This is a genomic window from Rhodococcus sp. NPDC060086 (assembly GCF_042730275.1).
Classification (GTDB): Bacteria; Actinomycetota; Actinomycetes; order Mycobacteriales; family Mycobacteriaceae; genus Rhodococcus.
Genome location: NZ_JBHWWZ010000001.1, coordinates 268012 through 291907 on the forward strand (window position 1 = coordinate 268012; position 23896 = coordinate 291907).

Here is a 23896-nt window from a genome sequence, read left to right on the forward strand (position 1 = left end):
CCCGGGCCCTGTCACAGTCGCGCTGCCGCTGCCAGCGCAACGTGTTCGCAGAAGGGACGGGCGACGAGCTGCACACCGATCGGCATGCCGTCGGCCGTCTCGCCCACCGGCACAACCACTGACGGGAACCCGACGACGCTGATCGCGCGACAGCTCGCGAGTGCCTCCTGCCAGGTGAGGGCTCGGCCTTCCACGTCGAACCGATCGAGCTCGAGCGGCGGTGCGCCGATCGACGCCACGGGCAGCACCAGCAGATCGCCCATCTCGGCGAGCAACCGATGGACGAGCCGGGTACGGAGTGCCCACAATTCCTCGACCTCGACGCTGTCTGCACGATGGCCGGTGGCCAGCATCGTCCGGATGCTCGCGCCGAACTCGCCGGGTGTCGCCAGCGCGGTGATATCGGTGTGGGACTGGGTCGACCGCAGCTGCCCGAACAGGGCGTTGCCCTCGCCGAGCGCCGACCCTTCGTAACGGCGCGCACCGAGCCTGCCCGCCATCTCTGCCACGGCGGCCACGATCTCCGCGGAAACCGGCACGGTGCCTTCCCCGGGCACCCATGTGATGTCCAGACTGTTCACGTCGACGGACGCCGGGTCGGCCCACGCGACATGCGGTTCCGACACCACCCGCAGGACGAGGGCGGCGTCGTCGAGACTGCGCGCCATCGGGCCGATGGTCTGGAGCATGCCGTGCACGGTCGTCGGATTCGCCAGCAGGTGATCACCGGCGACGACGCCGGGGTACTGGCCATCGGGGCAGACCCGGCCGAGAGTCGGACGGATCGACGCCAGCCCTGTGCAGTGCGCGGGCCACCGCACGGAACCACCGAAGTCCGTGCCGAGTCCGACCACGCTCATCCCCGAGACGATGGCAGCCGCCTCGCCGCCACTCGACCCGCCGGGCGATCGTGCCACCTCCGGTGTTCCGAGCGGGTTCACGGTCGGTCCGAAGAGTTCGTTGTCGGTGAGACCGGACGTGCCGAACTCCGGGGTGTTGGTCTTTCCGACGAGGATGGCCCCGGCCGCCCTCATCGCCGCAACCGCAGGTGCGTCGGCACCGGGCACATTCTCGGCGAGCGCCCGCGACCCGGCCGTGGTGCGCACTCCGTCAGTAGTGATGAGGTCCTTCGCGGTGAACGGAACACCCGCCAGCAGGCCGGGTTGCTCGCCACGCGCGATCAGCCCATCGAGAGCGTCGGCCTCGCGCAGGGCCTGCTCGGTCGCGACGGTGACGATCGCGTTCAGACTCGAATTGCGGTCGTCGATGTGTGCGAGATGCTGCTCGACGACGGCGCGCGCGGAGATCTCACGGCGGTGCACCGCCCGCGCGATCGTGTGCGCGTCCGCGCCGACCCAGATATCTGCCACCTTCGTCCGCACGCGTCCTCCTTCGTTCCGATGGAGGTGAACGCTAGGTGCGGACAGGCGGGGCCGCCAACGTCCAGTGTCCACAGGATCTCGGCCTGCGGGCTGTGAACAGTTGATACGTCGACGTTCGCGCGTACCTGCGAGGATCGGTCCATGTTCTCACCCTGGGCACGCCTGTCGTTCGCCGTGTTCGCGGTGAGCTGGGGTGCGAATCAGTTCGCCCCGATGCAGCTCGTCTACCGCGAGCACCTCGGTCTCGGCAGCGGATCGTTCGCCGCGATGCTCGGTTCCTACATCATCGGGCTGATTCCCGCCCTGCTGTACTTCGGCCGCGTCGCTGATCGGATCGGTCGACGTCCGGTGATCCTCGCGATGGTCCCGGTGAGCATCGTCTCGTCGGTGGTGTTGCTTCTCGGTGCCGAGGTGCCGCTGTTGCTGTATCTGGGCCGGATCCTCGCCGGTCTCGCATCGGGAATGGCGTTCGGCGCGGGCACCGCCTGGATGAAGGAACTGAGCGCCGGCGCCGGGGTGGGGGCGCGCCGCGCAGCGGTGTCGCTGTCGGCCGGCTTCGGGTGCGGAGCGCTGTTCGCCGGGTTCATCGCGCAATGGTTGCCTGCGCCCGAAGTGCTGGCGTATCTCGTGCACATCGTGTTGATGGTGGTGGCTCTGGCGCTGGTGTGGTCGGTGCCCGACGGTCACGTACCCCGCACCGTGCGGGGTTCGTGGCGACTGTCCGTGTTGTCGAGCCCACGGTTCCGGTGGGGTGTGGTGCCGTGGGCACCGTGGGTGTTCGGGTGTGCCACAGTATCTTTCGTCACGCTTCCGCCTCTCGTGTCCGACAGCGTGAGCGACGTGTCCATCGCGTTCACCGGCGCGATCGCCGCGCTCACCCTGCTCACCGGCGCCCTGATCCAGCCCTGGGCGCGGCGCATCGCCCGACACGGAGAGACGGTGGGGATCCGCACCGGGGTCGGGATCGGCGTGCTGGGATTCGCTGCGGCCACCGGCACCGCCTACACGGACGGCCCCTGGGCGGTGGCCGTCATCGTCGCCGCGGCGATCCTCCTCGGTGCGGGTTACGGCATCCTGCTCATCTCGGGCCTCGTTGCGGTGGAGAACACGGCACCGGCCGATGAATTGGCGCAGAGCGTGGCGGTGTTCTACTGCCTGATCTATCTCGGTTTCGCGGTACCGTTCGCCATCTCACTCGCCGCCCCCCACGTCGGGTTCGGTGTGTGCTTCGGTGCGGCCGCAGCGTTGATGTGCGTCGGCGTGATGCTGGGCCGCACAGTTCCTTCATCAGCACGCCTCGATGAGCGCGCTCTCACGCACCCGCGCAAGTAGTCCGCCGACCGCACCCGCGACCGCGACCGCGTTCTCGGAGAGCACACGGTGTCCCGCGCCGGAGATCCGAACCAACTCGGCCCCGGGTAGATGCGACACGATCGCCTCCGAGTGGGCGATCGGCACGAACCGGTCGTCCGTTCCCGATGCCACCACGACAGGAACGGTCGCGAGTGCCCCGATCGCGTCGTACTCGTCGAGCACCGCGAACGCCGCCAGCAGCCGCGACCAGGTGACGACGGACGTCTCGTTCGCCAGCACCATTCCGAGCATGCGCAGCCACGAGTCGGCCGAACGTCGTCGGCCCAGCATCGTGCACACCGCACCGCCCGCACGCTTCGACCGCTCCATGGTCCGCGGCGCGCGCAGCACCGCCCGATGCAAGAACGATGCGGCGGGATGTCGCAGGTACCGGCCGACACCGGCGTCGGCGAGTCCTCCCGCTGCGGTCGACACCAGTGCGAACCCCACGATCCGCGTTCCGATCGCAGCCGGATGCAGCCGTGCATATGCCAGCGACACCATGCCGCCCATCGAATAGCCGGCCAGCACCACCGGGCCGCGCGGCACGAGCGTACGGAGGACGGACTCGAGGTCGCGCGCCAACTGGTCGAACGTGAACGACTCGACGTCGCCGATCCCGGAGCGCCCGTGACCGCGCTGGTCGTACCTCACCGTCCGCACGTCGGAAACGTCCAACTGCGCACCGACACCGACCCAGCACGCCGAATCCTGGCAGTGGCCGTGCACGAACACGACGGTGAGCTCGGCCTCCGCCGGACCGTCCACATAGGCGACGAGTGGTACGCCGTCGTCGGCAGCGACCGTGAACCGGGAAGATGAATCGGACATGAACAACTCCTCGAGCGACCTGCTCGATTAGTCGTGTCGCCGTTCCCTTCCGTTAACCTCCGCTACCGAATCGTGACGACCGGAACCTCAGCGCGGCGCGAGGGCGCGGATCATCGGCGTCGGATCGCCGTCGGCGACGAGCAGAATGGCCGGTGTCGTGACTCCCGCCTCGGTGTACCGCTCGATGTGCTCACGGCATTCGTCGGGATGGCCGTGCACGATGAGGTCGTCGACGACGCTGTCGGGGATCGCCTCGAGCGCAGCCTTACGGTCGCCCTCCGCCCACAGACGCCACATGCCCTCGAACTCGTCGGAGCGTCCGAGAAATTCGTGGAACGCACGGTAGACCGGCACGTTCATATATGCGGCGATCATCCGGCGGCCCATGGCGCGAGCGGTGTCGGTGTCGTATCCCGGCAAGACGAAGATCCGCGCGACGATCTCCTTGCCGTCGCCACCCTCGTGAACGTAGGGCGCGACGGTACGCACGTCGTCGGCCGACAACCAGTTGACGATCGCTCCGTCGGCTTCCTTGCCTGCGAGGCGGAGCATCCCCGGGCGCAGCGCCGCGAGCAATACCGGTGGAGCGGGGTCGGCGACCAGCCCGGCACGGAACCCGTCGACCGAGAACGTGTCGTACTCCTGGGTCACCTTCTCGCCGGCCAGCGCCGACTTCAGGAACCGCAACGTGTCGCGGGCGCGCTTGTACGGCTCGTCGAACGGGATGCCGTTCCATTTCTCGACGATGACATTGGACGACGTGCCCACACCGAGCACGAATCGGCCCGGAGCAGCGGAGGCGAGGGTCGCTGCAGACATGGCGAGCGTCGCCGGGCCGCGGGTGTAGACGGGAACGATCGCGGTGCCGAGCCGCAGCGATGGAGCCCATGCGCTCGCGAGTGCGAGCGGGGTGAAGGCGTCGGCCACGTTCGCTTCGGACGACCAGACGTCGGTGTAGCCGAGGTCGGGAAGCTCTTCGATGATGCTGCGCTGGTCGGCAAGGGGGATGCCGTCGAGGGGCACTGTGAGCCCCCACCGTCGTCTGTTCTCCGTCATGGCCGTCACACTAGGTCCCCACAGGTCACACCGCATCCGTATGCTGGCTCGTTGTGCATGTCGGTCAACTGTGGCGGTATCCGGTCAAGTCGTTCGGAGGCGAGCGGCTGCAGTCCGCGACGATCGAAACCGACGGCCTGCTCGGCGACCATGTGTGGGCGGTGGTCGACGCAGAATCAGGAGCGGTGGCGAGCGCGAAGAAGTTTCGTCGTTTCGGCGTGCTGCTGACCTGCGGTGCGCGTCTGACCGACGAGACCGACCCACGCGACCCGGCGTCGCTGGAACTGACGTTTCCCGACGGCACGGTTCTGCGAGGCGACGACAACCGCGTCGACGCGGTGTTGTCGGACCTGACTTCGCACCCGGTCCGACTCGAGGCGAGATCCCGCTCCTATGATGCCGCTCCCCTGCACGTGGTCACTTCGTCGTCGGTGAATGCGCTGGACACGGGCGATCCGATCGGGGTTGCGGTTCGACGGTTCCGGCCGACGATCGTCGTCGACACCGAGGGCGTCGACGGGTTCGTCGAGAACGATTGGCTGGGTGTTCAGCTCGAGCTCGGTGCCGTCGTCATCGAACCGAACAAGCGCACCGATCGGTGCGTGATGGTGACGCTCGATCATCAGGAAGTCCCGGCTCGACGCGAGATGTTGCGTACCGTCATGTCGCGCAATCGCGTGCTGACCCGTGAGGGTGGCAAGGAAGCACCGTGTGTCGGCGTGTATGCACAGGTCAGTGTGCCGGGCGCCATTCACTGCGGTGACCCGGTCGCCAGAATCTGAGGCCGGCAACTTTCCTCTGGTTCCACGGGTTTCCGCATGTCGTCGACCTGCGGAAACCCCGACTATCGGAGGAAAGTTCCGGACGTCGCCGATACTGCACCTCTGGACATATCGTTTATCGATGTGTATAACGATAATCGATGCATCGTTTATCGATATGGACCTTTACGAGGTGCGGGAGCAGCCATGGACACGACCGATACCGGACCGATCACTCCGACCGACACATCGAAGAAAGACCGCCGCGACCTGTGGGCGTCGATCACCGTCTTCGCCCTCACCGGCGGCGTCGTCCTCTACACGTATGTCACCGGACTCCTCCGCGAACTGAACGACGGGATCGTCACAGCACGTGTCGAGTTCGACGAGCCTCAGGCCCTGACGTCGATCGACGGTGTCGCGATGCAACTGGGGTCGCCTTCCACCATCGACGTGTCGACAGACCCGCTCTCCCCCGTGACCGTCGGCTTCATCCGTAGCGCCGACGCACTGCAGACGTTCGGCTATCTGGCGATACTGGCACTGCTGACGTGGATGGTCGTGCGATTCATCCGCGGCCACCTGTTCGACCGCCTCGCGGTACGCCTCGTCATGATTTCCTCCCTCGTGGCGGTCGCGACCATCATCGTTCCGCAGATCCCACGAACGCTCGGCACCAACATGCTGCTCCGCGACGTGGAGGCACGCGAGATGCTCGACTTCGCGCCCCTCGGGCCCGAGTTCTGGTACGGCTACGTCTTCTGCATGGCGCTGTCGGCAGTCGCGGTCGCGCTGCGCATCGGAAGCCGCATGGCCCGAGACAACGAAGGCCTCGTCTGATGCCCCCCGAAACCGAGCATGCCGTCCGCTGCCACCTCGACACACTGCTCGCCGACCGAGGTATGACGTTGGCGCAATTGGCCGACGAGGTGGGGGTGAGCGTCGTCAACCTGTCGGTGCTGAAGAACGGTCGAGCTCGCGCCATCCGATTCTCCACCCTGACCGCACTCTGCCGAGTCCTGAATTGCTCCGTGGGAGAAATTCTCTCGATCGACTGACTGGACAGACATCGATACCCGGGTCCTTGTGGGTCCCGGGTATCGATGCGTGGTCCGGCTGTCAAACCAGGGGCGCTCCTGTTGCTGCCCGGACCTGCTCTTCGGTCACACCCGGCGCGGGGTGAAGAACGCACGAATACCGGCGCGCAGCTTCTCCGCGAGAGTGCCCTGCGGCGACCGCGTCGGCCGCAGTAGCGAAGACCTTGCTTACTTGGCGTCTCCCGTGGCAGGCAGGATGCGGTTGCGCACCTCGCCGAAACCGATACGCGAGCCGTTCGGGCCCGGAGCGGTAGCGGAGATGGAGATCTCGTCGCCGTCCTCGAGGAAGGTACGGGTCTCGTCACCGACCTGGACGGGTTCTGCTCCACCCCAGGTGAGTTCGATGAATGCGCCGCGCTGATCCTTCTCCGTACCGGAGATGGTGCCGGAGCCGAACAGGTCGCCGGTGCGGGTCGCGGCACCGTTGACCGAGGTGTGCGCCAGCATCTGCGCGGGCGACCAGTACATCTGCGCATACGGCGGACGCGACACGACGTGGCCGTTCCACTCGACGGCGAGATCGATGTCCAGGCCCCACTTCTCGGTGCCCTTCAGGTACGGGAGCGGCTCGGGATCCTGAACCGGGGTGTCGATGCGCGCGGCTTCGAGCGCGGCGAGCGGCACGACCCACGGCGAGATCGACGTCGCGAACGACTTGCCGAGGTTCGGTCCGAGCGGCACGTATTCCCACGCCTGGATGTCGCGGGCCGACCAGTCGTTGAGGATCACCGCGCCGAAGCAGTGATCGGCGAACTCGTCCGGAGCGATCTGCTCACCCATCTTCGAGCCTGCGCCGACGATGAAGCCCATCTCGGCCTCGATGTCGAGCCGGATCGACGGGCCGTACACAGGCGCTTCGTCGTTCGGGCCCTTGCGCTGACCGCACGGACGGACGATGTCAGCACCCGACGTGATGACGGTCGACGAACGACCGTGGTAGCCGACGGGCAGGTGCTTCCAGTTCGGCATGAGCGGGTCGGGGTTCTGGGGGCGGAACAGACGGCCCAGGTTCGATGCGTGATTCTCCGACGCATAGAAGTCGACGTAGTCGGCGACCTCGATCGGCATGTGCAGCGTGACATCGGCGATCGGGAATACGGCGTTGTCGGCTACGTCGCCGGCGACCGTCTGCTTGATGGTGGCGCGCACCTCGTCCCAGTGGGCACGGCCCTGAGCCATGAAGGCGTTGAGGCTCGGCTCGGCGAAGACGACCTCATCTTCGAACACGCGACTCAGGTCGAGGACCGAATCGCCCACCCGCACACCGACACGCGGCTCCGAGTCGACGGTGGAGAAGATGCCGTAGGGCAGGTTGTCGAGCCCGAAGAGCGAATCGTCCGGGATTGCAATGGTGGTCATGCGTGATTTCCTTCGCTGATCGGAGATACGGTCGACGGTGCGAGCCCGAGGTCGAGCAGATCGGTGAGCGGGTCGGCGATGCTGCAGGTGCCGTACGAACGGAACCGGCTGCGCACCTCTGCGGCTCGCTCGTCGGACAGCTCTTTCAGGCGCGACGCGAGTGCCGCACTGTTGCGGTCGGCGAGCGCATTCGCGACTGCAGCATTGTCGCCGCCGTCGAGTGCCACGGCAACCGCGTCGAGGATGTTCAGGAAACCGTGCTGTTCGAAACCGGTTTCGGGGTCGGTGTTGCGAACCGCGTGGTGCAATCCGGCGGTGGCCTTGAACGGGACATCCGTCGCGACAACCGTGCGGATCGCGTCGGCAAGTTCTGCTTCGTCGGGGTATGCCTCGGCGACGATGCCGCCGGTGCGGAACTTCGCCGAGAACGGCGTCCCCGCCAGGCGAGTCAGGATCTCGGAGCGGCGCTCGTCGCGGGGCACCTCGACGAAGATTCCGAGTTCCGGTTCGGCCGAAGCGATCTCGTCGAGGTCGGCAAAGAGTTCGTCGACGGTTTGCTCCGCGGGTACCGCGATCTCGAGGGCGGTGACGGACACCGAATCGAGTGTCGCTGCCTTCGCCAGCGCCGGAGCAACCGCGGCGGTGCCTGCCGGCACCGTCAGGCTCAGTTCGAGCTCACCGGCGTAGGGCTGCCGCTCGAGCAGTTCGGCGAGCTCGCCGAGGCGTCCGGCGGGGAACACGAACGAACCGACGAGTGGTGCGTGATCGGCATCGGTGTGGACGGCGTGCGCAGGGACTGCCTCCGCGATCGGCGCATTGCCGGGCGGGAAGAGCGCGGCGTCGTCGCACAGGTGCGTGAGCAGGGGCCCGAAGGTGGTCACCTCGCCTCCCGGTTGCGGTTCCAGCTACCAGCGTACGAGTCGTCCTCGCACGCCAAGGCGCCTTCACCGAGTTCGAGGGGACGGAAGGTGTCGACCATGACGGCGAGTTCGTCGAAGAACTCCGCTCCGATGCTGCGTTCGTACGCGCCGGGCTGCGGGCCGTGAGCGTGACCACCGGGGTGCACCGAGATGGAACCCTGGGCGATGCCCGAACCCTTGCGGGCTTCGTAGTCGCCACCGACGTAGAACATGACCTCGTCGGAGTCGACGTTCGAGTGGTAGTACGGCACCGGGATCGCCAGCGGGTGGTAGTCGACCTTGCGGGGCACGAAGTTGCAGATCACGAAGTTGTTGCCCTCGAACGACTGGTGCGCCGGCGGCGGCTGGTGCACGCGACCGGTGATGGGCTCGTAGTCGTGGATCGAGAACGTGTACGGGTACAGGCAGCCGTCCCAGCCGACGACGTCGAACGGGTGGTTCGGCACGAGGTAGCGGGTACCGACGATGCCGTGGGAGGTGCGGTGCTTGACGAGCACCTCGACGTTCTCTTCCTCGACGATCAGCGGCTCGGTGGGGCCGTGCAGGTCGCGTTCGCAGAACGGGGCGTTCTCGAGGAACTGGCCGAACTTCGACAGGTAACGCTTCGGCGGCACGATGTGGCTGTTGGCCTCGATCGTGTAGGCACGCAGCGGCTCGTCGCCCGTGGGAACCCAGCGATGCGTGGTCGCCATCGGCAGCAGCACGTAGTCGCCGGGCTTGGCTTCGAGGGTGCCGAACACGGTTTCGACGTTCGCGGTGCCCGACTCGACGTAGACCATCTCGTCGCCCACCACGTTGCGGTAGAGCGGCGAGGGCTTCTTGGACACGGCGTAGGAGATGCGCACGTCGGGGTTGCCGAGGATCATCCGGCGGCCGGTGACGACGTCGGTGTCGTTCCAGACGCTTTCCGGGAACAGATCGTGCAGCTTCAGATGCCGCGGCTTGAGCGGATGGTTCGGAGTCGTGGACTGATCCGGCACCGCCCATTCGGTGGCTTCGACGATCGCCGACGGAATGTACTTGTGGTACAGCAGCGCGGAATCGGACGAGAAGCCTTCCTCACCCATCAGCTCCTCGTAGTAGAGGTTGCCGTTGTCGTCGCGGTGCTGGGTGTGACGCTTGGGCGGGATGACGCCGAGCTGTCGGTAGAAAGCCATGGTTCAGCTCCTCGGAAATGATGAATCGGGCTGCGCGGGGTCTCTGTCGCCGCCGGGGTTAGTAAACACATTAACTAACTCGAGAGCGTGAGCGCAACCACAGGGTTGAAATTGCCGTGAATCAGTTACGCCCGCGCACGTCGAACTGGCTGCGGTTGGTGATGAGCTTGTTCAGCAACATCACGAGAATCTGCTGCTCAGCGTCGCTGAGGACGTCCACCCACGCGAGTTCGCGTTCGTTCTGCGCACCGAAGGCCTCGACGATTTCCTTCTCGCCGGCCTCGGTCAGCGACAGCTGCACCGAGCGGGCATCGTGGCTGACGGGGGTCTTCTCCAGAATATTGGCTTCGACCAGCGGTTTCGCGAGATTCGACACGGCCGCACGACTCATCCCGGTCAGCCTCGCCGCGACATTCGGTTCGATGGGCCCGGCCAGCCAGATCACGAACATCAGGCGATAGGCCGACCACGAGCGCCCGCGCGGGCGGTGCACGCTCGATTCGAGGTCGTAGGTGACGATGTCCGACGCCCGGTTCAACGTGAGCAACACTTCGGTCGCGCTGCGGTGATGGTCGCCGAACTTGCTGTTCAGACGCTCCTGCGCGAGTTCGACGAAGGACCAGTAGTCGAGGTCGCGGGGTGCGGACATGCGGTCACAGTACCGCAGGAGCAGAACTTGTTCATGCATTAATTACCCATGCATTTATTACCACTGCAACACCGAACGCCGGCGCCCCGATGGGCACCGGCGTTCGAGCAGGGTCCGTCGGGATCAGTCGGTCCGCAGCTCGACACCCTTGGTCTCCTTGATGAAGAAGACCGCGCCCAGCGTGAGCAAGGCACAGAATACGAAGTATCCGGCCGGTGCCAGCGAGTTACCGGTGACATTGATCAGGTAGGTCGCGATGAACGGTGCGGTGCCGCCGAGGCACATGTTCGTGACGTTGTTGCCGAGGGCGATGCCGCTGTACCGCACCGATGCCTTCAGCATCTCGACATAGACGACGAAGGAGGCCCCGTTGACGATCGACACACAGATGAACAGCACGGACTGACCGAGAACGGCCTGCCACAGGGTTCCGCCCGACATCAACATGAACATCGGGACGCCGAGCACCGCCGACGCCACGCTACCGGTGAACAGCACCGGCTTGCGCCCGTATTTGTCGGCCATGTATCCGGCGATGGGCAGCGTGATCACACCGAGAACGAGCGCGAGCGACGTGGACAGGAACGCCGCCGACGACGTCTGCCCACCTTCGGTCTGCAGGTAGGTCGCCGCGTAGACGGACGCGATGTAGTAGCCACCGACGATGAGCGCACCGAGCAGAACGATCTTGACGACGCTTCCACCGGAGGTCTTCAGCAACTCCATGATGGGCAGCTTCTTCGTCTCACCCTTGTCCGCCATCTCCTCGAACTGCGGGGTGTCCTCGAGATGATTCCGGATCCAGACGCCGACCACACCGATCACGACGCTGAGCAGGAACGGAATGCGCCACGCCCACTCCAGGATCTGCTCCTCGGAGAACGTCGATGTGATCCCGAGTGCGACGAGCGACGCCGCCAACGAACCGAGATAGGTACCGGAGTTGACCATCGACGTCTGTGTGGCCCGCCAGCGAGCGGGAGCGGATTCCGAGACGAATGCATTGGCGCCGCCGAGTTCACCACCGGCCGCGAAACCCTGCAGGCAGCGCGCGAGCACGAGCAGGACGGTCGCCCACACACCCAGAGTGGCGTAGGTGGGCATCAGGCCCATGGCCGCCGTCGCCACGACCATCAACAGAATGGTCCATGACAATGCGGTCTTGCGCCCGTACTTGTCGCCGATGTGCCCGAAGAAGATGCCGCCCGGCACACGCAGGAAGAACGCCACCGCGAAGGCAGCGAACGTGCCCAGCAGTGCAGCCGTCTCGTCTTCCGAGACGAAGAACAGGGTGGCGACCATGGTTGCCATGTAGCCGTAGATACCGAAGTCGTAGTACTCGACGATGGTGCCCACAACAGCCGCGCGGATGACCTTGACCGTCGATTGCTTCTGCGGTGCTGGGTCTGCCTGCGGCGGCCTTTCCGCGGCGGTGGCCGCGTCGGATCCAAGCATGATGTGTCCTTTTTGGTTCGAGGGGTCGGCCGGCGTCAGATGCCGGCTGTCCCGAGTTCTGCGGGCGGCGCGGAGCCGATGGTGGATGCCCGTGCCGCGTTGCGGCCGGCGATGCGCCCCATGGTCAATGCGTTGGCGACGGCGTTACCGCCACCCACGTAGCGGAGGCCGAGGATCCCGGCTCCCGCCTCTCCGGCCGCATACAGGCCGGGGACGACGTTCCCGGTCGTGTCGAGAACTTCGGCGTTCTGATTGATCTCGAGCCCCGCGTGCGTACAGACCAGTTCGGCGGGCAGCATACGCACCGCGTAGAACGGCCCCTGTGCGACGGGGTCCGGATCGGAGGTCGAGCCCTTGTTCGCAAGGGTTCGGTGGCGCAGGAAATCGTCGTCGGTACCGTTCGGGAGCTGCAAATTCCACCGCGTCACGGTGGCTACCAGCGCAGAGACGGGCACGTCGATCAGTCCTGCGAGTTCTTCGAGGGTGCCGGCGCGCACTGTGCGCCCCTCGTCGGCTTCCGCCGCGACGCGGTCGGCGTCCCAGTCGGCGTAACCGGTGGGAAGTTCCGTGCGGGCCTTCTCGTCGAAGATCGCCCAGACGGGCCCGGCCTGCGCGTCCATGAGACCGCCCGATACCGCATACGACGCGTCCTCGTCCATGAACCGGCGACCGGCCTTGTTGACGTAGATCCGCGATGTGGGCGGGAACCCGGCCTGCCAATGGTGATAGCGCTGGAAGTAGGCGGTGGGCATGGTCAACCCCCAGTCCTTGCCGACGACCGCGGAACCGATCTGCTCACCGAACCGGAGGTGATCGCCGCGGCTACCTGGTGCGGCGACGACGAACAGCGACTCGCCCGCGGCGAGAGGGTACGGGTAGTACTGCTCGAGCAGTTCCGGGCTCTGTGCGAATCCGCCGGACGCCACGACAACGGTGTGTGCACGGACCTCGATATCGTCCGCCACAACACCGACGACCCGACCGTCCTCGACGAGCAGACGCTGCACCCGGGTGGCGAGGATCGCCTCGACGCCGTGGGCGCGGCGGGCACGGTCGAGCGTCTGCACGAGCCCGTATCCCTGATCCTTCGGCACATGGCCGCGCCACACGTCCTCGACCCCGGCCTGGCACAAACCGGGCATGTGGGCGTTCGACGATTGACGCGCCGGGATCTCCACACCCAGTTCGAGGAGCCATTCGAGGGTCGGGCCTGCGTTCTCGCAGAACGCCCGGATCAGTCCCGGGTTGAGGATCCAGTGATTGAGGTCCATGTAGTGCTGGAAGAACTTGTCGGCGGAGTCCTCGATGCCGAGTCCGGCCTGCACGCTGGTGCCCGCGGCGGTGAACAATCCGGCCGACAATTGCGTCGACCCGCCGAGTTCGGTTTCGGATTCGAACAGCAGAACGCTCGCGCCGGCTTCGGCAGCGGACACCGCCGCAGCGAGGCCCGCGCCGCCGCCGCCGATCACCACGACGTCGATGATGTCGTCGCTCATGACAGTTGATCTCCCGTCTCCGCGATGATGCGGTGGTAGAGGCCGTTGGAGGTCATCCCGCCGTCGACGGTGACCTCGCTGCCGGTCATGTACGTGGACCGGTCGGACAGCAGGAACATGACGGCGTCGGTGATTTCGTCGACCGTCGCCATCCGCCCGAACGGAACGCTGTCGAGAGCGGCGCCGACGAAAGCGTTCGCCCCGCCCAGCAGCGAGGTTCCGACGAGTCCGGGATGCACCGAGTTGACCCGGATGCCCCACTTCGCGAAATTGCCTGCGGCCGATTTCGACAACCCCCGCACTCCCCACTTGCTCGACGAGTAGGCCGGTGAGAAATAGCCGATCTGCCCGGAGATCGAGGAGATGTTGACGATGGATCCGCCGCCGCTGTCGCGCATCAGGGGCGCAACGGCTTTCATGCCATAGAAGGGACCGAACAGATTGATACGCATCGTGGCTTCCCAGACGTCGTCCGGGGTGTCCATGAACTCGAGCCGCCGCGAGATCCCGGCATTGTTGACCAGTCCGTCGAGTGTCCCCTGCTGAGAACGGATCTCGTCCACCACCCGGGTCCACGATGCCGAGTCGGCGACGTCGAGCATGTGAGCCGACGCCGAACCGCCTGCAGCTTCGATCTCCCCGACGACCGCGGAGGCGTCCGTCACGTCGGCCAGGCACACATGAACACCGCGGGCCGCGAGCACCCGCGAGTGGTTGGCGCCCATACCCGTAGCCGCGCCCGTGACGAGAACGACCGACGGGTACGTCACGGTTTCCAGGACCGGATCAGACATGGCGTGAGCCACCGTCGACCGCGATCGAGTGTCCCGTGACGTAGCGGGCGCTGTCGGACAGGAGGAACAGCAGCGGACCGAAGACCTCTTCCGGCGAGCCCAGGCGGTGCAGCGGCACGACGTCGAGTGCGTGCTTCAGCGCTGCCGGATCCTCCTGCACCCACCGGGTCATTTCGGTGTCGATGTAGCCGGGAGCGATCGAGTTGACACGAATTCCCTTGTCGCCGAATTCGACTGCGAGAGACTCGGTGAGATGCGCGACGGCAGCCTTCGACGCGCAGTAGGCACCGCGTCCCTTGCGCACGCGCAGTGCCGACACCGACGACATGTTGACGATCGCGCTGCCCGGCTGCATGTGCCGCGCTGCGGCCTGCGCACCGAAGAGGACGCCCTCGACGTTGACGTCGAGCGTGGCTGCGATCTGCTCCTTCGAGATCTCGTCGGCGAGCGCGAACGGGAAGATGCCGGCGTTGTTGATCCAGAAGTCGATCCAGCCGAACTCCTGCAGCGCGACCTGGGCGAGCGCCTCGTGCTCGGCAGGATCGGTGACGTCGATGCGCGCGCCGACCACGATGCCGGGAGTCTCGGCGAGGGACTCGGCTGCGAGCTCGGCGTTGATCTGCTCGGCGGTCTCCTTCATCTGGACGTCGTTGATGTCGCCACCGACGACGTTGACGCCGCGCGACGCGAGACCACGGGCGAACTGTGCCCCCATTCCGCGTGCGGCTCCGGTGACGACGGCGACCTTGCCTGCCATTTCCGGGTACTGCGCGATGATCTGCGAGGTGACGGTACGACCCGGGTTCTGGGCATCAGTGGTCATCGTGGAAATTCCTCCGTAAGTACGAAACAAATTGGTTTACAACAACGCAGCGTTCAAGCGTCGTCGCGAGCGACGGTGCGGCGGTCGACGAGCCACGTGTCGCCGTGCCGGACGACGCGGTCGCCGATGGTGGTGAAACGAACCAGACGTGAAGCACCACCACGGGCGGTGGCCACGATCTGCAGATACGCCCGGACACGCAGGGTGTCGTCGTCGACCCGGTCGACGGCCACGTTGGTGATCACATGACGATGTACCTCGCCGGCGTCCCGCGCTCCGACGTAGAAACGGCCGGCGAATGCCTCGAGCGCATCCGTTCCGGTGACAGGCGCCGGGTAGCTGGGTGAGCAGAACTCCCCGTCGGGCGTGAACGTCTGCGCCCATTCCCGCGCGAAGCCACCGTCGATGAGGTGGCTCTGCCGTCCGTAGAGCTGGTGGATCCGCGCAAGCAGTGCTGCGTCGACATCGTCGTCCGTACGTGCCATGTCGTATGAAACCGTCCGTGGTTGTGTGCGATAATCGCACGCAGTGTGCGATTAATGATGATGCTAGGTGTTACAGTTCACAGACGTCAAGGAGGTACCGGGAAAGATGACCCAAACGCAGGATGAGGCTGCGCCTATACAGGGGCTGGACGTGCCACGAGTCGCACCCGATTCAGGCATGTCGAAGACCTTGCACAACGGGCTCGAGATCCTCGAACTGCTGGCAGCACACCCGAACGGGCTGTCGGTCAGCGACATCGCGGAGGGAATCGGGGTCCACCGGACAGTCGCCCATCGGTTGATCCGAACCCTCGAGGCTCATCGGCTGTGCCGCCGCGACGAGTACAAGCGGGTCTCGCTGGGAGCCGGACTGGTCACGCTCTCCGAATCGGTCGAGCAGGATCTGCGCACACTCGCGCGACCGATCCTCGAGGAACTCGCCGACACGGTGGAGGCAACTGCCCACCTCGTCGTCCGCGAATCGGACACGACGGTCCGCGCCATGATGGTGGTCGAACCACGACGAGCACAGGTGCACATCGCTTTTCGGCCCGGACAGGTCCATCCGGTCAATCGCGGATCCGCGGGCCTGGCCATCCTGTCGACGCTGCCACCGACAGCCGACGAGCGCCCAGAAGTCGACCGAGCACGTCGACTCGGATACGCGATCTCGGCGGGCGAAGTCGTCTCCACCACCATCGGTATCTCCGCCGGTGTCCCCCGCCGCCTCGGCGGGACTCAGGCAGCGGTAGGTGTCTCGGTCTTCGATGCCACCGACGAAGCACGGATCGGTGCCGCCGTGGCGGCGGCAGCGAGATCTCTCGGAGATCTCCTGCACTGACCGGCCCCTTCGCCGCTACTGGACGGCGTCATCGCGTCGGCGGGCGGACTCACCCCGCTGGTCGATCTGGATCGCAGCCCGGCCGGCCGGCAGCGGGACTACCGGGTCCGCAACAACTTCCACCAGCCTTCACCGATCTCCCATGCTGCGACTCCGAGGGCAACGACGATGACGACCACGTTGGCCACGCGCATCGGTTCGGTGGTCGCACCGAACGCCGCCTCGAAGTATGCGGGCTCGAACAGTCGGTCTGTCGAGCCGAGCCAGACCAGGGGAACAGTGAACAACACGCTCACGACGGTCACGGCCGCAGCGAGCGACACCGTCCAGTGCCCGACCGCATATTTGACGATCTCGAGGACCGCACCGAGTGCCGTGAGAGCAAGGAGTACCGGAATCCAGAACGACCACAGCTCCGGGTCGAGAATCGGGATCGTTGAACCATCGGCGTCCTGGTATGCGGTGAAATCGCGTTGCAGGATCACCGCCGCGATCACGAAGATCTGGAACGCGACGGCCCACACGGTATCGCTGAGCCGGATCTGACGATCCCCCACGGTGTCGGGCAGCCTCTCAACGGTCCATTCCCCGGCGAGGTCGCGCTGACGATGACCGTTCCGTTCCAGGACGGCGAAGACCAGGGTCGTCCAGAACACGATCTGGACTGCCACGATCGCGGTCACCCAGATGCCGGAGGCGATCGCACTACCGACCGCGCCACCCTCGATGACGTCGAGTGCAAGCACGACCACGCCGGGAATCGGCGCGATCCACAGTAGGACGGCGAGGAGTCGGCGCCAGCCCAGGTAGAGCTCGGGTCCGATGAGGTACAGCGGTCGTCCTGCGTATTCCGCTGCGAGACGGTCGGGGTCTCCGAGTTCGGTGAGCACCTCCGTTTCGGCAGCGACCGGATCGATACCGGAGTCGATGCGAGCATCAACCGCGTCTGCGATCGAGCCGCGCAGTTCACGGTCGATGTCGTCGCGTTTGTCTGTCGGAATTCTGCGCAACGTCGTGGCGATGTAACGGTCGGTGAGCGTCATCGCGCATCTCCTTCGGTGAGAGAATCGATAGCCTGCAGGCTGCGTCCGAGTGCGATCCATTCATCGAGCAGTAGCGCGGCCAACTCGCCTCCCGCTGTGGAGGTCCGGTAGAATTTGCGTGGGCGCGCCTCGTCGGTGTTCCACTCACTTGTGAGCAGCCCTTGCTTTTCGAGGCGGCGCAACAGCGGATAGAGAGTGTTGGCGTCGACGGCGATACCCGCATTGGCCAGCGCTTCGAGCAAGCCGTAACCGTACCCGGGCGTGCGCAGCATCAGGAGACTTGCGACGACGACGGAACCTCGTCGCACTTCTTGGCCGTGGCCGGTGGAGATCTCGGGGTCGATCACACGTCACACGATAGTGTGTGTCACACACTATCGCAACAGACACAGGCACCGAACGGGAAAGACATCGCTGTCAGAACTGGTATCCGCGGCGGAGGTCGTCGACGATCCGCGGCCGATCCAACGTCGACGGCTCCATCTCGCGAGGCTGCCGATCGAGTGGAAACGTCGATGCCGCAGCGAGGGTCGCAGGGTCGAGGAACTTCCGCGGCGCGGCATTCACCGACAGAGCCGGTGTCGGTGGTGCGCCGGCCTGCGCGAGGGTGAATCCCCAGTCGCCGAAACTCGGGACATGTACGTGATACGGAGTCGTGCTCAGCCCCGCCGACCCTACCGTCGACACCGTCCGCCAGTACGCATCCGGGGTCGAGAACGGACTGCCCGACTGCACCGTCATCAGGCCGTCGGGATTCAACACCGCTGCGGTAAGTCCGTAGAACTCCGTCGAATACAGCCTTCCCAGCGCGGGAGTATCCGGGTCGGGCATGTCGACGACGATCGCGTCGAAGCCGGGGCCGGTGTACTCGCGCAACCATCGGAATGCGTCGGCGACGACCACCTGCACACGGTCGTCCTGCAGCGCCCCACCGTTGAGCGCGACCAGCCGGGTGTTCGCAAGGTCGAGGACCGTCGGGTCCAGTTCCACCTGCACGACCTCCTGCACGTGCGGATGGCGCAGGATCTCGCTCGCGGCGAGACCGTCGCCGCCCCCGAGAACGAGGACTCGGGCGGGGTCGCGGGCGAGCGCCGGATATACCAGCGATTCGGTGTAGCGGTGCTCGTCGCGGCTCGAGAACTGCAGGTCACCGTCGAGGTACAGGCGCATATCGTCGCCGCGCTCGGTGAGCACGATCTCCTGATACTGAGATCGCTCCGCATACACCACGGGATCCGGGTAAAGCCGCTGCCTCGAAGTGGTCTCGATATCGGACGAACGCATCAGCAGGATCGCCAGTACCGTCGCGGCGAGCAGCAACACCACCAGCGACAACGCCCGGGTCGCCGGCCGCAGGTGCCCCCGCAGCAGAAACAACGCTGCGATCGCCGCCGCAGCCAGGTTCACCATCCCGGTCAGTGCTGCGCCGCGGATCATCCCGGCTGCCGGCAGCAACAGCAGCGGCCACGCCAGACCGCCGATCAATGCGCCCGCGTAGTCGGCCGCGTTGAGATTGGCGAGCACCTTGCCGGTGTCGCGGGCGTCGGCGGTGCGACCGGTCTGCAGCAAGGTCATGAGCAGGGGCACTTCGGCACCCACGAGCATCCCGATTGCGGCGGTCGCGACGACGAGCACCCACGTCGACGACCCGACGAACGTGAACGCCACATACAGCACCGTCGCGCTCAGCCCGCCGATCAGGCCGAGGGCAACTTCGACGCCGATGAATGCCGCCGCGGCATGGGGCAGCAACGGCTTCGCGGCGAGCGCACCCACTCCGAGCGCGGCGACGAAACCCGCCACGATCAGGGAGGTCTCGGTGATTCCACCACCGGTCAAACTCACCGACAGAGTCAGCAGCGCAAGCTCGTACACCAGTCCGCACGCGGCACACGCCGCCACCGCCGCGAGCAACAGCACGCGTGTCCGACGTCCCAGAGCCGGGCCGCTCGAGTCGAGGTCCGGAGTCGTCACCGTAGTCACAGCATCAGAGCCGTCACGACAGGGCGACGGCGTTGACCAACCCCACCGACAGCAACGTGACCGCCACAGCCCATGCGGCACCGTTCATGCGAGGCTCGGAGACGAGTTCCGTGATCTGTCCCGGCAACACGCGGTTCATGATGAGCAACGCCGCTGCCTGCAGCAGCACGCCGATCAGGCCGTAGACGAGCGAGTCGGTTATCCCCTGCGCGAATCCGTCGGCACTGGTGGCGATCGCGGTCACCACGATGATGGCCAGCGCGAGGTGATTCGCGCCGAGCAACAACGCGGCGTTGGGATTGTGGTCCACATACACCTGATGGCGCAGGTTCCCGGGAGTCAGACCATCGAGCACCGTGAATCCGAGGGCCAGCACGCCGACGCCGATGACGAAGTAGATCAGCGTCGCCACCACCCCCTGCAGGAGCAGGGACGGGTCGACGGTGCCGATCTCGAGGTCGGCTGCCAGCAAGGTGACGGTCATAGTCTCAGGGTTCCGATCTGGTGAGTTCGTTCGTCATTTCGCGCTCCCCGAGCCACCGGAGGTGTTTCCGGCGGCCGGCGAACCCGGTGTGAAGCCCGGCCCGAGGAACACGAACCCGCCGCTGCTGTAGCGGCCGTCTAGATCTTCGACGGTAATGGTGCTGCCGCCCTCCGGCGCAGCCCCGACCGTGACGATGTCGTCGTCGTACCGGAGATATTCTCTTCCGCCGTCCGCCTGTCGCGCCGCGGGTTGGTCCGCCGCGACGATCCGGGAGACCGTGGTTCCCACCGGATCAGGCGAGTAGTAGGTGTCGATATCGCCCGACGTGCCGCGGTGTTCGTAGGTGTCGACGATGTGGTCGCGTGCCTGACTCCCACACGCTGCGGTGATCAGTAGCGCGACCCCGAGCATGAAGCCTGCAACGATTCGCCTCACGGCCGCCACCGGCTTTCCGTCTCCACGATCACACCCACATCGCCGCACGGATAGAGATGCCAAGTACGCCAATGCCATTCGCCGGAATCTACTGCTCCACTGAGGACGGTGAGTGCGTCGCCGTCGCCCGGGAATCCCGCACACAGCCAACCGTGCTCGGACGACGCCGTGTCGCGGAGTCCCGCGGCTTTCTGTGCCAGTTCGTCGCGCTGCACCGTGGTGGCTCGGCTCCGGAAGCGATAGCCGTCGCGGTCTTCGCTGTCGGGCAGCAGACGACCGCCCGCGTCGACGGCGTCGCATGAAACTTGTTCGGTGAGCGTGTGTTCGCCCGATTCGGCGGTGACCACGTGCGAGGCTCCGAGCACACCGAGGGTGAGGGTGCCCGCGACGGAATCGGTCAGCTGCACGGACACGAGCGGTGCGGGCGCGGGGGCGTCGAGCACCAACCCCAATGCCGCAGCAGAGACATCACGCGGGGCGATGTCGAGTACGTGCACACTCATTGCGGAGGTCCCGCATGGATGACGGTCAGTTCGCTGCGCGTCACCGCACGTCCCGTAGACACCTCCCACGATCCACCTCGCGACCACCGCTCGAACGCAAGCAGACCGGTGCGGTCCGCCGTCGCGTAATCGGCGTAATCCATGGTTCCGTTCGGGGCCGTACCGGTTGTCCCTTCTGCGGTGAATCGGGCGGTTCCTGCTTCGAGTTGGCGGTGCACACGATCGTCGAGGACGACATCGCCGCCGGGTTCGAGGGCGGTACCCTCGCGTCGCATCCACAGGACCATCTCGAGTTCACCCTCGTCGTTCTCGACGGTGAGCCAACGTCGGCCGGTCGACCCGTCGAGCAGATGCTCGTACCAGCGATAACCTTCTTCGTCGAGGGTCAGCGTGCCGCGCACCACGTGGTCGATACCCGCGTACGTGATGATGTCGCCGACACCGATCTTGTAGGGATCCCACACTTCCGGATAGTCGGCGAGCGGATCGACCCGGACAGACGGGGCAGCGGGTTTGCGGGTGCGGACCACCAGCACGACAACCGCTACGACGACAGCCACGATCAGCAGGACAAGCAGGACTTCGGTCATCGAGTACCCCGGGTCGGCAATTTTTCCGTTGGGTCGACCCTACCGGCCCACGTGAGCTCTGCCCCAGCCGTCCCGTCGTCGTGCGCTCGAGCACTTACCTGCGTCGGCCGGGTACGAATCCGCACACGCATGTGCACAATCAATGGGTGAGTTCAACCGATATCGCGCCCGATCCCCACCGCGGCACATTGCGCGGCCCTCGATTCTGGCTCGCACCGCTCGTCGTTGTGGCCGCGGTGATGTCTGCGCTCGCGTACTTCTATCTGGCCAGCATGGTCAATCCGACCGAGAACCTGCGCGACTTCCCGATGGCGATCGTCAACCAGGACATCGGGGACGTGATGCCGGGTGATGACGAACCACGGAACCTCGGGACCGAGATCACCGCCGCGATCCTGGACGGCATCGACCCTGCACAGATCGACATGCAGGAGATGGGCATCTCGGCGGCCAATTCGGGACTCGACAACGGGTCGTTGTACGGCGCAATCGTGATTCCCAGCGATTTCACCAAACGCACCTCGATTCTCGCGCAGGGCAGCGTCGTGCCCGGCGACATCGAGAAACCGATCATCACGGTCTATTCCAACCCCCGCACCGGCACGTTCTCGACCGGCATCGTCGACGTCATCGGCGACACCGCCATGACCGAGGTCAACAACACGGTGGGGGAACAGCTCACCGCCCAGGTCACGAACACCCTCGCCGAAACCGCACCGGATCTGCAGTTGTCCGGCGGGAGTCTGCTCACGCTCGAGGAGCCGATCAACGTTCTGAACGTCGAGCACAAACCACTCCCCGACGGAACCGGCGCCGGCCTGTCTGCCTTCTATTTCACGCTGCTGCTGATCCTCGCGGGATTCACCGGCGCCACGATCGTCAATACCCTCGTCGACACTGCTCTCGGCTTCATCCCCACCGAATACGGTCCCCTCTACATCAACAGGGAGACCACCCGTATGTCCCGGTTGACGGTGCTGTTCATCAAGTGGGGAATCATCATCGTGCTGTCGCTGATCGTGTCGGCGCTCTACCTGTGGATCGGGACAGCCCTCGGCATGCCCGTACCGCGCGCCCTGCTGATGTGGGAATACGGAGCACTCGCGATCACCGCCGTGGGCGTCACCTCGGTGTCGATGATGTCCGTGTTCGGATCCGCAGGCCTGCTCGTGAACCTGTTCATCTTCATCGTGCTCGGGCTGCCGTCGTCGGGCGGCACGGTGCCGATCGAGGCAATGCCCAAGATGTTCGAGTGGCTGTCGACATTCGAGCCGATGCATCAGATCTACATCGCAACCCGCGCGATCCTCTACTTCGACGGACACGGCGCCGCAGGACTGACGCACGGTGTCGCGATGACCTTCGTGGGTCTCGCCGTCGGCGTACTGCTCGGTGCCATCGTGACGTGGCTGTACGACCGTCGTGGATTCCACCGCTCCACCGAATTGCCCGCGGTCTCCGAGAGCAGCGAGTCGGCTACTCGGCCCTGAACGGTCGCTACCCCACGCGCTGGTTGCGACGAAAAGGCACAATGTTGCCGCGGCGGTGGGCGGCAACGAGCATGGGGATGGCCAAGAGCACGCTGACCACGACCGGGACGATCGACGCTTCCAGGCCGAAGTCGCCGCCGGTGAGCAGGGTCGGCCCCGTCGGAGTGGTGATCAGCAGGCCGGACGACGGGTGGCCGGAGACAGGGATGCCGATCAGGCCGATAGTGGTGTTCCACGTGAAGTGAAGGCCGACGACCAGCCAGATATTGCGCTTCCACAGGAACGCGGCTCCGAGCAGGACTCCCGCCTCCACAGCGATCGCGAACGAACTCCACAGCGTGGCGCCGGGGTTGGCCAGATGCAGGCCTCCGAAGAGCAACGCGGTGATCGCCAGGGCAACCCAGCTGCCGCAGAGTCGTTCCAGCGCCTGCAACAAGAGTCCACGAAAGATCAGTTCCTCGGCGACGGCAGCACCGATCGAAACTGCGGCAATGCCGGCAATGATGTGGAAGGTGTCTCCGGAATTGGCGGTGAAGGAGAATTCGGTGACCACGGCGAGCATCGACACGGCAACGAACCCGAAACCGATGACACCACCCAGCAGAGCGAGCCTCCCGGCCCGTGCACGCCCGATCTCCGGAGCTGCTCTGTGGGCGACATACCGCATGACCGCCCAGTAGACCGCCACCGCGACCACCGCGCCCGCGATCGGCAGCACCATGCCCTGTGCAGTCAGCGCCGATACCACGGCGATGCCGACGATTCCGACCGAAACCCACACCAAGGGAAGTTCGAAGAAACGGGAACCGGCCGAGCGCGTCCGGGCGGGTGCCGTGTTCGTCGCAGACTCCGCTCGGCTTCTGTCACTGGAGGAACGAACCTGAGGGACCGATCGATCACCCATATCGT

The 23896-nt window shown here is 65.7% G+C and carries 26 protein-coding genes; 6 read left to right on the top strand and 20 right to left on the bottom strand.

Annotated features, from left to right (window positions below; translation table 11 throughout):
- Positions 1–11: 11 nt before the first annotated feature.
- The gene (locus ACFWB0_RS01280; protein ID WP_378488586.1) at positions 12–1382 is read right to left on the bottom strand and encodes an amidase; all 1371 of its coding nucleotides are present in this window, start codon (positions 1380–1382) and stop codon (positions 12–14) included.
- A 141-nt stretch (positions 1383–1523) separates the two neighbouring features.
- On the opposite strand from ACFWB0_RS01280, the gene ACFWB0_RS01285 reads away from it, so the two are divergent.
- Positions 1524–2714 carry an MFS transporter gene (locus tag ACFWB0_RS01285; protein ID WP_378488587.1) on the top strand — a complete coding sequence of 397 codons (1191 nt, stop codon included), beginning with the start codon at positions 1524–1526 and terminating at the stop codon, positions 2712–2714.
- Here the strand turns inward: ACFWB0_RS01285 and ACFWB0_RS01290 are convergent.
- Entirely contained in the window at positions 2670–3566 is an 897-nt protein-coding gene (locus tag ACFWB0_RS01290) for an alpha/beta fold hydrolase (protein ID WP_378488588.1), read from the bottom strand. The genes ACFWB0_RS01285 and ACFWB0_RS01290 overlap by 45 nt on opposite strands.
- A gap of 87 nt (positions 3567–3653) precedes the next feature.
- Positions 3654–4622: an LLM class F420-dependent oxidoreductase gene (locus ACFWB0_RS01295; protein ID WP_378488589.1), complete on the bottom strand. Its 969-nt coding sequence runs from the start codon at positions 4620–4622 to the stop codon at positions 3654–3656.
- Positions 4623–4675: 53 nt separating this feature from the next.
- Here ACFWB0_RS01295 and ACFWB0_RS01300 point away from each other — a divergent pair, with 53 nt between their 5' ends.
- The 3 genes from ACFWB0_RS01300 (at position 4676) to ACFWB0_RS01310 (ending at position 6441) form a co-directional block, all read left to right on the top strand.
- A complete protein-coding gene (locus ACFWB0_RS01300; protein ID WP_378488590.1) occupies positions 4676–5404 on the top strand; it encodes an MOSC domain-containing protein in 729 nt (242 codons plus the stop codon).
- 186 nt (positions 5405–5590) lie between these two features.
- Complete coding sequence (locus ACFWB0_RS01305; RefSeq protein ID WP_378488591.1) at positions 5591–6223, top strand: hypothetical protein; 633 nt, start codon at positions 5591–5593, stop codon at positions 6221–6223.
- Complete coding sequence (locus ACFWB0_RS01310) at positions 6223–6441, top strand: helix-turn-helix domain-containing protein (protein WP_378488592.1); 219 nt, start codon at positions 6223–6225, stop codon at positions 6439–6441. The genes ACFWB0_RS01305 and ACFWB0_RS01310 overlap by 1 nt, the downstream gene beginning before the upstream one ends.
- Positions 6442–6648: 207 nt before the next feature.
- Here ACFWB0_RS01310 and fahA read toward each other — a convergent pair whose 3' ends face one another.
- From fahA to ACFWB0_RS01355, 9 genes are all read right to left on the bottom strand, one after another.
- Complete coding sequence (gene fahA / locus ACFWB0_RS01315) at positions 6649–7839, bottom strand: fumarylacetoacetase (protein ID WP_378488593.1); 1191 nt, start codon at positions 7837–7839, stop codon at positions 6649–6651.
- Positions 7836–8720 carry a hypothetical protein gene (locus ACFWB0_RS01320; RefSeq protein WP_378488594.1) on the bottom strand — a complete coding sequence of 295 codons (885 nt, stop codon included), beginning with the start codon at positions 8718–8720 and terminating at the stop codon, positions 7836–7838. The genes fahA and ACFWB0_RS01320 overlap by 4 nt, the downstream gene beginning before the upstream one ends.
- Complete coding sequence (locus tag ACFWB0_RS01325) at positions 8717–9916, bottom strand: homogentisate 1,2-dioxygenase (RefSeq protein ID WP_378488595.1); 1200 nt, start codon at positions 9914–9916, stop codon at positions 8717–8719. The genes ACFWB0_RS01320 and ACFWB0_RS01325 overlap by 4 nt, the downstream gene beginning before the upstream one ends.
- Before the next feature lie 121 nt (positions 9917–10037).
- Positions 10038–10565: a MarR family winged helix-turn-helix transcriptional regulator gene (locus tag ACFWB0_RS01330; RefSeq protein WP_378488596.1), complete on the bottom strand. Its 528-nt coding sequence runs from the start codon at positions 10563–10565 to the stop codon at positions 10038–10040.
- Positions 10566–10688: 123 nt separating this feature from the next.
- On the bottom strand, positions 10689–12020 hold the full coding sequence (locus tag ACFWB0_RS01335; RefSeq protein ID WP_378488597.1) for an MFS transporter: 1332 nt from the start codon (positions 12018–12020) through the stop codon (positions 10689–10691).
- A gap of 35 nt (positions 12021–12055) precedes the next feature.
- On the bottom strand, positions 12056–13516 hold the full coding sequence (locus ACFWB0_RS01340) for an FAD-dependent oxidoreductase (RefSeq protein ID WP_378488598.1): 1461 nt from the start codon (positions 13514–13516) through the stop codon (positions 12056–12058).
- The gene (locus ACFWB0_RS01345; RefSeq protein WP_378488599.1) at positions 13513–14310 is read right to left on the bottom strand and encodes an SDR family NAD(P)-dependent oxidoreductase; all 798 of its coding nucleotides are present in this window, start codon (positions 14308–14310) and stop codon (positions 13513–13515) included. Before ACFWB0_RS01345 ends, ACFWB0_RS01340 begins: the two co-directional genes overlap by 4 nt.
- Entirely contained in the window at positions 14303–15133 is an 831-nt protein-coding gene (locus tag ACFWB0_RS01350; RefSeq protein WP_330133604.1) for a glucose 1-dehydrogenase, read from the bottom strand. Before ACFWB0_RS01350 ends, ACFWB0_RS01345 begins: the two co-directional genes overlap by 8 nt.
- A 53-nt stretch (positions 15134–15186) precedes the next feature.
- On the bottom strand, positions 15187–15618 hold the full coding sequence (locus ACFWB0_RS01355; RefSeq protein WP_378488600.1) for a nuclear transport factor 2 family protein: 432 nt from the start codon (positions 15616–15618) through the stop codon (positions 15187–15189).
- A 178-nt stretch (positions 15619–15796) separates the two neighbouring features.
- Between ACFWB0_RS01355 and ACFWB0_RS01360 the strand changes: the two genes are divergently transcribed.
- Positions 15797–16459 (top strand): IclR family transcriptional regulator, encoded by a 663-nt coding sequence (locus ACFWB0_RS01360; protein ID WP_378488601.1) that lies wholly within the window; start codon positions 15797–15799, stop codon positions 16457–16459.
- Between the two features lie 98 nt (positions 16460–16557).
- On the opposite strand, the gene ACFWB0_RS01365 is transcribed toward ACFWB0_RS01360, so the two are convergent.
- The 7 genes from ACFWB0_RS01365 to ACFWB0_RS01395 all read right to left on the bottom strand — a co-directional run bounded on the left by ACFWB0_RS01365 (position 16558) and on the right by ACFWB0_RS01395 (position 21518).
- Entirely contained in the window at positions 16558–17502 is a 945-nt protein-coding gene (locus ACFWB0_RS01365) for a permease prefix domain 1-containing protein (RefSeq protein WP_378488602.1), read from the bottom strand.
- Positions 17499–17849, bottom strand: coding sequence for a PadR family transcriptional regulator (locus tag ACFWB0_RS01370; RefSeq protein WP_378488603.1), 351 nt, complete (start codon positions 17847–17849; stop codon positions 17499–17501). Before ACFWB0_RS01370 ends, ACFWB0_RS01365 begins: the two co-directional genes overlap by 4 nt.
- A 70-nt stretch (positions 17850–17919) precedes the next feature.
- The gene (locus ACFWB0_RS01375) at positions 17920–19485 is read right to left on the bottom strand and encodes a polyamine aminopropyltransferase (protein WP_378488604.1); all 1566 of its coding nucleotides are present in this window, start codon (positions 19483–19485) and stop codon (positions 17920–17922) included.
- Between the two features lie 13 nt (positions 19486–19498).
- Entirely contained in the window at positions 19499–19969 is a 471-nt protein-coding gene (locus ACFWB0_RS01380; protein WP_378488605.1) for a DUF350 domain-containing protein, read from the bottom strand.
- Positions 19970–20002: 33 nt separating this feature from the next.
- Entirely contained in the window at positions 20003–20413 is a 411-nt protein-coding gene (locus tag ACFWB0_RS01385) for a DUF4247 domain-containing protein (RefSeq protein WP_378488606.1), read from the bottom strand.
- Positions 20401–20907 carry a DUF2617 family protein gene (locus tag ACFWB0_RS01390; protein WP_378488607.1) on the bottom strand — a complete coding sequence of 169 codons (507 nt, stop codon included), beginning with the start codon at positions 20905–20907 and terminating at the stop codon, positions 20401–20403. The genes ACFWB0_RS01385 and ACFWB0_RS01390 overlap by 13 nt, the downstream gene beginning before the upstream one ends.
- Positions 20904–21518 (bottom strand): DUF4178 domain-containing protein, encoded by a 615-nt coding sequence (locus ACFWB0_RS01395; RefSeq protein WP_378488693.1) that lies wholly within the window; start codon positions 21516–21518, stop codon positions 20904–20906. The genes ACFWB0_RS01390 and ACFWB0_RS01395 overlap by 4 nt, the downstream gene beginning before the upstream one ends.
- Positions 21519–21643: 125 nt before the next feature.
- Between ACFWB0_RS01395 and ACFWB0_RS01400 the strand changes: the two genes are divergently transcribed.
- Positions 21644–22987, top strand: coding sequence for a YhgE/Pip domain-containing protein (locus ACFWB0_RS01400; protein ID WP_378488608.1), 1344 nt, complete (start codon positions 21644–21646; stop codon positions 22985–22987).
- 7 nt (positions 22988–22994) lie between these two features.
- On the opposite strand, the gene ACFWB0_RS01405 is transcribed toward ACFWB0_RS01400, so the two are convergent.
- The gene (locus ACFWB0_RS01405) at positions 22995–23768 is read right to left on the bottom strand and encodes a CPBP family intramembrane glutamic endopeptidase (protein WP_378488694.1); all 774 of its coding nucleotides are present in this window, start codon (positions 23766–23768) and stop codon (positions 22995–22997) included.
- Positions 23769–23896: the final 128 nt, after the last annotated feature.

Excerpts from the sequence above, each read along its gene's own strand:
- ACFWB0_RS01380 (WP_378488605.1), bottom strand. The coding sequence starts at position 19,969 with ATGACCGTCACCTTGCTGGCAGCCGACCTCGAGATCGGCACCGTCGAC.
- ACFWB0_RS01360 (WP_378488601.1), top strand. The coding sequence starts at position 15,797 with ATGTCGAAGACCTTGCACAACGGGCTCGAGATCCTCGAACTGCTGGCA.
- ACFWB0_RS01390 (WP_378488607.1), bottom strand. The coding sequence starts at position 20,907 with ATGAGTGTGCACGTACTCGACATCGCCCCGCGTGATGTCTCTGCTGCG.
- ACFWB0_RS01290 (WP_378488588.1), bottom strand. The coding sequence starts at position 3,566 with ATGTCCGATTCATCTTCCCGGTTCACGGTCGCTGCCGACGACGGCGTA.
- ACFWB0_RS01335 (WP_378488597.1), bottom strand. The coding sequence starts at position 12,020 with ATGCTTGGATCCGACGCGGCCACCGCCGCGGAAAGGCCGCCGCAGGCA.
- fahA (WP_378488593.1), bottom strand. The coding sequence starts at position 7,839 with ATGACCACCATTGCAATCCCGGACGATTCGCTCTTCGGGCTCGACAAC.
- ACFWB0_RS01325 (WP_378488595.1), bottom strand. The coding sequence starts at position 9,916 with ATGGCTTTCTACCGACAGCTCGGCGTCATCCCGCCCAAGCGTCACACC.
- ACFWB0_RS01310 (WP_378488592.1), top strand. The coding sequence starts at position 6,223 with ATGCCCCCCGAAACCGAGCATGCCGTCCGCTGCCACCTCGACACACTG.
- ACFWB0_RS01350 (WP_330133604.1), bottom strand. The coding sequence starts at position 15,133 with ATGACCACTGATGCCCAGAACCCGGGTCGTACCGTCACCTCGCAGATC.
- ACFWB0_RS01305 (WP_378488591.1), top strand. The coding sequence starts at position 5,591 with ATGGACACGACCGATACCGGACCGATCACTCCGACCGACACATCGAAG.
- ACFWB0_RS01355 (WP_378488600.1), bottom strand. The coding sequence starts at position 15,618 with ATGGCACGTACGGACGACGATGTCGACGCAGCACTGCTTGCGCGGATC.
- ACFWB0_RS01330 (WP_378488596.1), bottom strand. The coding sequence starts at position 10,565 with ATGTCCGCACCCCGCGACCTCGACTACTGGTCCTTCGTCGAACTCGCG.
- ACFWB0_RS01365 (WP_378488602.1), bottom strand. The coding sequence starts at position 17,502 with ATGACGCTCACCGACCGTTACATCGCCACGACGTTGCGCAGAATTCCG.
- ACFWB0_RS01285 (WP_378488587.1), top strand. The coding sequence starts at position 1,524 with ATGTTCTCACCCTGGGCACGCCTGTCGTTCGCCGTGTTCGCGGTGAGC.
- ACFWB0_RS01340 (WP_378488598.1), bottom strand. The coding sequence starts at position 13,516 with ATGAGCGACGACATCATCGACGTCGTGGTGATCGGCGGCGGCGGCGCG.
- ACFWB0_RS01345 (WP_378488599.1), bottom strand. The coding sequence starts at position 14,310 with ATGTCTGATCCGGTCCTGGAAACCGTGACGTACCCGTCGGTCGTTCTC.
- ACFWB0_RS01295 (WP_378488589.1), bottom strand. The coding sequence starts at position 4,622 with ATGACGGAGAACAGACGACGGTGGGGGCTCACAGTGCCCCTCGACGGC.